A 6,830-nucleotide genomic window follows, 5' to 3' on the forward strand; every position below is an offset into this window, starting at 1 on the left:
ATCAGGGCGTGCGCCTGCGGTACCCGCGCTACTTGCAACTCGAACAGCTCGTGCAGACATCGCCCTTCGGGATACACCGCTGTGGTCGCGTTCAGGTGTTCGATCAGCTCGTGGTATTCATCGGTAGCCAACAGGCGCAATGTCCCGAGCGGCTGCGATGCATCGCGCACCATCTCACTAAGCACGGTAAGCAGATAGCCGACATGCTGAGTGATAGTCGATCTATCGAACAACGCTGTGGCGAAGTTCAATCCGCCTTCGATGGTGTCTCCACGATCGGACAGGACAAGCTCGAGATCGAACTTGCTCGAAGCATAATCGACGTCGATCCGCTCGACGGTCAGGCCGGCCAACTCTGGCAGAGCGTCGGCATTCTGCTCCCACACGAACATCACCTGAAACAAAGGTGATATCTCAGCGTGACGCACCGCTCCTGAAGCGGCCAGGATCGCTTCGAACGGTAACTGCGCGTGATCGAACGCAGCCAGCGTCGTATCGCGCACACGTTCGATAAGCGTCTGCGGCGTCGACGCATCGTGGAGATTGATGCGTAACGGCAGCGTGTTGACGAAGCAACCGACCGTATCCTCCCACATCGCACGCGTGCGGGATGACACCGGCGTGCCGATCACAATGTCGCTCTGCGAGGCGAGTCGCGATAGCACAACGGACCATGCACCGAGCATGGCCATAAAGACCGTAGCACCACTGCGCCGAGCAAGCTCGCGGAGACCCGAAGTGAGCGTCTTGTCGAGAACGATCGGCACGAACGCAGCCTCATGTTCCCGGCGTGCCATGCGCGGACGATCCAAGGGCAAGTCGAGCGCAGGCGGAGAACCGACGAGAACGCCTTTCCAGTAATCGACAGCGACACGACGCGCGGAGGAGCGCGACCAACGCGCTTCCCACATCGCATGATCGAACGACGTCGCGACGACAGGAGGCAGCGGATCAGACCCACCCTCCGGCGCAGCGGCATACAACGCGGACAACTCGCTCATGACGATATGCAAGGTCGTGGCGTCGGCTACCAGATGGTGGAGCGTCAGCAAAAACAGATGATCGCCGTCGGGCAAACCGATCAACGCTGCGCGCAGCGGTGGCTCGCAGGAGAGGTCAAATGGACGGCCATATTCTTCCAGGCACAACTCGGCGATCGCTTCGGTGTTAGCCCGCGTCACGTGCGATATCGCCAGCGGACAGCCCATCGATGCATCGAGCAGCGACACGACAGGCAGACCGTCCTGTTCGGTAATCACCGTCCTCAGTACGTCGTGCCGCGCGTACAGGCGGTCGAGGCTTTTGCGAAACGCATGGATATCCAGCGCACCGTGCAAACGGCAGGCCACCGGCATGTGATAACTCGAACCGACGTCCGCACCAGCCTCGAGCAACCAGAGGCGCTGTTGCGCAGAAGTAAGCCGCAGCCCCAGCTCGGAAGCCTCGTCAACGCTTGCTTCCTCATTGCTCATCGCCGCGAAATTGACCTCCTCGGCCAGCAACGCCACCGTCGGCGCAGCGAACAGGCGCGACATCGCAACCGAGCAGCCGAAACGGTCGCACACCCTGCCGAGCATCTGCACGGCGAGCAACGAATGACCGCCGATCTCGAAGAATCCAGCATGGCGTCCGACTACGGACAGCCCGAGGAGATCGCGCCAGATTGCAGCGATCGCCTGCTCCACAACGCCTTGCGGTTCTTCGAACGGCGCCGAGCCGACGTCAGCTTCCTCGATCGATGGCAATCGCGCTTTGTCGATCTTGCCATTCACCGTCAAAGGCCACGTCGCGACAGCCACGAAAACGCTGGGCAACATGTAGCTCGGCAGGCGCGTCGCCAGATAGCTTTTCAGGATCGCCGGCAGCGGTTCGCTCAAAGCATGACCGGTCGAACTCGCTTCGACATAGGCGACGATGCGTGGTGCGATGCGTTCACTCTGATCGTTGTGTGCCACGACATCGACCATCACTTGATCGACCCACGCGCAATCACCTAGAACGGCTTCGATTTCTCCGAGTTCGACGCGGTGCCCTCGAATCTGCACTTGGTTGTCGTTGCGTCCGAGGTATTCGATCTCACCATCGGGAAGTCGGCGCGCAAGGTCGCCTGTGCGATACATGCGAGCATCGCCCGTCGCTCGGAATGGATCGGCAACGAATCGCTCGGCCGTCAGCGCCGGTCGGCCGTGATAACCGCGTGCAAGGATGTCGCCACCAACGTGGATTTCGCCCACCGTTCCCATCGGCACGAGTGATCGATGACGGTCGAGTAGATAGAGTCGTCCGTGGTCCACCACCTTACCAATGGAGTGCCAAGCGCCTGACGCATCGACTCGGCGAATCGTCGCGTTGATGGTCGTTTCCGTCGGCCCGTAGGCATTGAACACACGAGGCAGATGATGGCCGATCGCGAACCATGCCTTCAGTGCGGGAGCGCTTACCGCTTCGCCGCCGATAACGATGCGAGACAAATTCGATGGCAACCCCCTGCCCGGCGACGCCCAATGCGAGACCATGCCCGACCAGAACGCGGTCGGCAAGCTGGCGATGGTGATCGCGTGGGTATTGCAGAAAGCATCGAAAGCCTGCGGTGACGAAATACTCTCGTCGGTTCGCAGCACGAGGCAGGCGCCGCTGCTGAGCGCACCGAATATTTCTTCGACCGAAACATCGAATGCCAGCGACGAGAACTGGAGATAGCGATCGGCCGAGCCAAGCTCATACGTGCGCCGCACTGTTTCGATCTGACGCACGACAGAGGCGTGCTCCACCATGACGCCCTTCGGGATACCGGTCGAACCCGAGGTGTAAATGACATAGGCGAGATCGTGCGGCGATGTAGTCCGTTCGTCGAGTGGTGTAGCAGGACATGCATCCCATGGACGCGGCATTCCGTCCATCGCCACCATCGGAACCACGGTCGAGAGCTGCGCTCTATGGCGCGCATCGGTCACCACGATATCCGGACGAGCATCCTCGATGATGTCCGCGATTCGCTGTGCGGGATAATTCGAATCGATGGGTACGTAGAAGCCACCCGCCTTGAGCACGGCAAGAACGGCGACGATCATGTCCGCGCAGCGTTCCATGCAGATCGCGACCGGTCGACCATGTATCGGAGCAAGGCCGCTGAGATACCTGGCAAAACGATTGGCCCGTGCGTCCAGTTCGAGGTAAGTCAAGTGGACGTCGCCATCCATAATCGCCACGGCGCTCCCATCGCGAAGCGCCTGATCTTCGACGACCCGATGGATACCGCTCGGCAGATTGGACGACAAGCCGCCGCCGATCGCCTCGCCGAGCAGACTTTCGCGTTCCGCTACATCCAGGATATCCACCTGCGCATAGCGGGCCTGATCGTCCCCAGCGAGCGCAGCGAGCATGCGCTGGAAGTAACCCAGGTGGCGCGCGATGCGCGCTTCGTCGAACAGTTCGGCGTCATAGCCAAGCGCGCCGACAACAGCGCCGCCCTCCTCGCGCAAATCGAGTTCGAGGTCGTAGCGTAGAAACGTCTCCGGCATGTCGACTATCTCGACAGCCAGGCCAGGCAGAAGCGGTGGCACGCGCATCGCACCCTGCCACGAGATCATTACCTGGAACAGCGATGCCTGCGCGTCACGGCCCTCGCTGCGGAGCATTTCCACCACCTTGTCGTACGGCACGTCCTGATGGTCAAGCGCATCACGAGTCGCTCGCGCGGCTTGTTCGACGACCTCAGCCAGCGTGGCGTCCTCGTCGGCGACGATTCGCAACGGCAGCGTGTTGACCAGTAGGCCGACGACGTTGGCGATTTCCGGTCGACGTCGTTGCGATGACGGCGTGCCGATGACGATATCCGACTGACCCGAGAGTCGAGCGAGAACCGCCCACCACGCAGCGAGCACCGTCGCAAACAGAGTCGTTCCATGTCGCCTCGCGACATTGTTCAAGCGCTCTACACATGCCTGCGGAATGCACACCGCCGACTGTCTGGCCGGATGTGTGCGCACGGCAAGCGGCGCACGGTCGGTCGGTAGCGCGATCGTGGGTGGCGCGTCCCTCAGCAGGAAAGTCCAGTAACGTGCCTGCGTCGCAAGGTGCCCAGTACTCCACTGCTCGCTTTCCCATGCCGCAAAGTCGACGTAACGAAGAAGTGGCTGGTCAAGCGAAGCAATCTGTCCGGTCACGTTCGCGAGGTAGAGCTGCTCGATATCCCGCACGAGAATATCCATGGATCCACCATCGCAGACGATGTGGTGCAGCGCGAGTTGAAATACGTGCTCATGATCGCTCGTGCGAACCAAACATGCGCGAACCAGTGGCCCACTAGCCAGATCGAAGCGGCGCCCGGATTCACGCGCGAGGACAGCGGCCAGACCCGCTTCGTCGTAGCCGTTGGCGGCGAGGTCGATCTCGGCCAACGGAAAGTCTTCCCCGGCAGGCAAAACTTTCGCCACCAGCGCACCCGCCCGAAACACGAAGGTTGTGCGCAACGCATCGTGACGCGCGTAGATCGTGTTCAAAGTTGCGCGCAGCGCCTGCGTATTCAGGTCGCCTGAGAACCGTAGCACGGCTACGATGTGGCTGGCGGCGTGGCCATGCTCCGTCTGCGAGGTGAGCCACATTGCCTGCTGAGCGAACGACGCCAACGGCAGCGAATCCGTGCGACGTTCGATGACCGTGGATGCATGTTCATGGCGCTGATCGGGAGCGAGCAGCGGCGCGAGTGCAGCCGCGAAGTCGATCAGTCGCGGGTGAGCGAAAAGCGCGCTCATTGGAATGTCTACGCCGAGTTCGCGTCCGAGCATGCCGACGAACCGGAGTGCAAGAAGCGAATGCCCTCCGCTTTCGAAGAAGTCCGTCTGCCTTGCGATTTTCACGCCGTCGAGCAGGCCGGCCCAGGCCGTTGCGACCAACAGCTCCAGCCCTGGCTCCGGCACGTCGCCCTCGGGCATCGATGACAGCGTGAGTTCCGTCGATGGCAGCGCGCGCCGATCCACTTTCCCATTTGCCGTCATCGGCAAGCCATCGAGTAGCAAGATAGCGGCAGGGATCATGTACGACGGCAGATGCGATCGTGCATGCCACGCGAGCTCGTCTACAAGGACATCGTGCCCAGATGTGCCGACGACAAAAGCGACCAGCACCAAGGTCCCCACGGCATCTGATCGGGTGACGACAACGGCATCCTGAACCCACGGATGGCTCTTCAGACATGCCTCGATCTCGCCAGGCTCCACGCGATAGCCACGGATTTTCACTTGGTCGTCGTTGCGACCGTGGAAAGCGAGGCTGCCATCCGGCAAGAAGCGTGCAAGATCGCCCGTGCGATAGAGCCGTTCGCCAGGATTTGCGGAGAACCGATCGTGGATAAAGCGCTCATCTGTCAGCTCGGCATTGCCGAGATAGCCACGCGCCACACCCACGCCGCCGATGTACATCTCACCGACCGTGCCGCATGGCACCGAATGTCCATGCTTATCAAGAATGTGGATACGCGTATTCGCGATGGCTCTTCCGATAGTGGAACGACCGGTCGCTGTATCGATATCTCCGGAGGTCGCGACGACGGTCGTTTCGGTTGGCCCATAGTTGTTGACCAGACGCAGACCTCGCGGCAATGAAGCCGACGAATCGTTGTAACGATCGCCGCCAATGAGAAGCGTCTCCAACTGCGGCGGATAATCACCTTCCGCCAGCACAGTCGTGGCCAGCGATGTGGTGAGGAAACCGATTTGTGTTGGCGAGCCGATCCACCAACGCAACATGGCCTGCAAGTCACCCAACGACGCAGCAGGCGGAAACAACAGACAACCACCGCTGACGAGCGTCGGCCAGATTTCCCAGGTGCTCGCGTCGAATGCCAGACCCGCCATGGCGCTGGCAAACATGCCTGGCCGCAGATCGAACGCCTGGCAGTGCCACGCGGTGAGCGCTACCAGCGATCGGTGTTCGATCATCACACCCTTCGGGCGTCCCGTCGATCCCGATGTGTAGATCACATAGGCCAGGTCGCGCGCGTCGATGTTCCTCGGCGTGAATGTTATCGATGCGTCGCCGTTGTCCTGGCCCACGTTCAAAGCTAGACGGCCGTGCAAGGATGTTTCGGCGAAAGCGGCAAGGCCTGCCGGATCGACGAGTACGACACGAACCATCGCATCGTCCAAGGTCTGCGAGAGCCGCGAGGCAGGATGGGACGGATCGAGCGGCAAATAAGCACCGCCGGCTTTCAGAATACCGAGATAGGCCACCACAAGATCCAGTGTGCGCGCCAGACATACCGCGACCACCTCGCCGTGTTGCAGACCATGTTCGAGCAGACGACACGCAAGCCGATTGGCCTTGCGATCCAGTTCGGCATACGTGAGCGTGTCGTCACCTTGCCGCACGGCGATGGCCTCGGGTGTGCGCCGTACCTGAGCTTCGATCAGCGCATGGATACCGGTGTCGCTAGGGTACGGCGCTTCGGTCGCGTTCCACGCGGTCTGTTGCGCTCGCTCCGCCTCACTGAGCATGTCGATCGACGACAAACTCGCGCCGTCGACGGTCATCGCGCGAAGCACCGTCATCAGGTAATCGACGTGGCGTTGCATCGTCGACACGTCGTAAAGCGACGTCGCATGATTGAGGATGCCGCGAACCTCGGAACCGTCTTCCTGCAAAATCAGTTCAAGGTCGAAACGGCATGTGCCATTCCCCGTAGGCATCGCCTCGACCTCGATACCGGTCATGTCCGTTATCGTCCAAGACGATGGTTGCCAAGCGAACATGACCTGGAACAGCGGCGTGTGATCGAGCCGACGCGGCGGCTGGGCGATCTCGACCACCTGCTCGAACGGCAGGTCCTGATG

At 61.1% G+C, this 6,830-nt stretch carries 1 protein-coding gene; it reads right to left on the reverse strand.

Features of this window, described 5'->3' with window-relative positions:
- Positions 1-6,806 (reverse strand): amino acid adenylation domain-containing protein (locus tag HDE78_RS20730; protein ID WP_345776088.1); only part of this gene is annotated, 6,806 nt, incomplete at its 3' end.
- Positions 6,807-6,830: the final 24 nt, after the last annotated feature.

The organism is Rhodanobacter sp. K2T2 (assembly GCF_013408815.1).
Lineage (GTDB): Bacteria > Pseudomonadota > Gammaproteobacteria > Xanthomonadales > Rhodanobacteraceae > Rhodanobacter.